This window comes from Pseudomonas sp. GXM4 (genome assembly GCF_008923895.1).
GTDB classification, from domain to species: Bacteria; Pseudomonadota; Gammaproteobacteria; order Pseudomonadales; family Pseudomonadaceae; genus Aquipseudomonas; species Aquipseudomonas atacamensis.
In genome coordinates this window covers 1-1,514 of sequence record NZ_WBRZ01000488.1, presented here as the reverse complement: position 1 = coordinate 1,514, position 1,514 = coordinate 1, and the positions used below count along the sequence as shown (strand labels likewise).

3 protein-coding genes are annotated in these 1,514 nt (G+C 59.1%); all 3 read left to right on the top strand.

Translation table 11 applies throughout. The features are described from left to right. Positions 1–137: 137 nt before the first annotated feature. From moaC to moaE, 3 genes are read left to right on the top strand one after another with little or no spacing between them, the layout of a single operon-like run. On the top strand, positions 138–611 hold the full coding sequence (gene moaC, locus F8N49_RS27645) for a cyclic pyranopterin monophosphate synthase MoaC (RefSeq protein WP_008080206.1): 474 nt from the start codon (positions 138–140) through the stop codon (positions 609–611). Further along, complete coding sequence (locus F8N49_RS27640; protein ID WP_016771591.1) at positions 608–850, top strand: MoaD/ThiS family protein; 243 nt, start codon at positions 608–610, stop codon at positions 848–850. The genes moaC and F8N49_RS27640 overlap by 4 nt, the downstream gene beginning before the upstream one ends. Before the next feature lie 2 nt (positions 851–852). Next, positions 853–1,305, top strand: a complete 453-nt coding sequence (gene moaE, locus F8N49_RS27635; RefSeq protein ID WP_122751913.1) for a molybdopterin synthase catalytic subunit MoaE — start codon at positions 853–855, stop codon at positions 1,303–1,305. Positions 1,306–1,514 lie beyond the last annotated feature (209 nt).

Here is a 1,514-nt window from a genome sequence, read left to right as displayed (position 1 = left end):
CTTTTGATCTTGTTTTTAAAAATCAAAGTCAAAAGGTCGCAGCCTTCGGCAGCTCCTACACGAAGAACGCCATATTCGTGCGTGCGGATATCTGACCCACAGGTTTACAATCCACGCTCCTGATCAGGAGTAATCCCGTGCTGACTCATCTCGATTCCCAAGGTCGCGCCAACATGGTCGACGTCACTGAAAAAGCCGTGACGTTCCGTGAAGCGACCGCTCAAGCGCTGGTGCGCATGCTCCCTGAAACCCTGCAGATGATCGTCAGCGGCGGCCACCCCAAGGGCGATGTGTTCGCCGTGGCGCGCATTGCCGGGATTCAAGCGGCGAAGAAGACCAGCGATCTGATTCCCCTGTGCCATCCGCTGATGCTGACTGGCGTCAAAGTCGAACTCAGCGCCGAGGGTGAGGACAGCGTGCGTATCGTCGCGCGCTGCAAGTTGTCCGGGCAGACCGGTGTCGAGATGGAAGCGCTGACCGCCGCCAGCGTTGCCGCCCTGACCATTTACGACATGTGCAAAGCCGTCGACCGTGGCATGACCATCGAAAGCGTGCGGCTGCTGGAGAAAGTCGGCGGCAAGAGCGGCCACTTCCAGGCGGAGCAGCCATGAAACTGACCGTGAAATTTTTTGCCCGCTACCGTGAAGCGCTGGGCGTGGATTCGGTTGCGGTTGAAGGCGATTTCGCCACCGTCGATGACGTTCGCGCACTGTTGGCACAACGTGATGGCGCCGAAGTGCTGAGCGAGCAGAACCTGATGTGCGCACGTAACGAAGACCTCTGCCAGCTCGATGAGCCGGTGGTCGATGGCGACGAAGTGGCGTTTTTCCCCACCGTGACCGGAGGCTGAACATGGCGATTCGCGTGCAGGCCACGCCGTTCGATCCGGGCGCTGAAGTCAATGCGATGCACGCGGCCAATGTCGGCGTTGGCGCGGTGGTGAGCTTTGTCGGTTACGTGCGCGACTTCAACGACGGGCTCGACGTGGCCGGGATGTTCCTTGAACACTATCCGGGCATGACCGAAAAGGCTCTCGGCAAGATCGCTGTCGAAGCTGAGCAGCGCTGGCCGCTGTTGAAACTGCAAGTGCTGCACCGCATTGGCGCGCTGGAGCCGGGCGAGCCGATCGTCTTCGTCGGCGCCGCCAGCGCCCACCGCCAGGCCGCATTCGATGCCTGCGCCTTCGTCATGGACTACCTGAAAACCCGCGCGCCGTTCTGGAAGAAAGAAAATACCAGCGATGGACCACGTTGGGTCGAAGGACGTGATAGTGATCATGCGGCTGCCGATCGCTGGAAAAAGTAATTCCTGTAGCGCCCTCCAATCCGCCATCGCTGGCAAGCCAGCTCCCACAGGGTTTTGCGTCGTGCACATATTTTTTGTGCACCACTGAAACTGTGGGAGCTGGCTTGCCAGCGATGAGGCCATCTGCAACACACAAAAACCTCGCAGGCACTCTCTTCTCCCTGATTGACGGCGTGTACCTATGAGTCCAGTATGGATTTCCAAGTACA

Coding starts and splice junctions, on each gene's coding strand:
- F8N49_RS27640 (WP_016771591.1), top strand. CDS start 608: ATGAAACTGACCGTGAAATTTTTTGCCCGCTACCGTGAAGCGCTGGGC.
- moaE (WP_122751913.1), top strand. CDS start 853: ATGGCGATTCGCGTGCAGGCCACGCCGTTCGATCCGGGCGCTGAAGTC.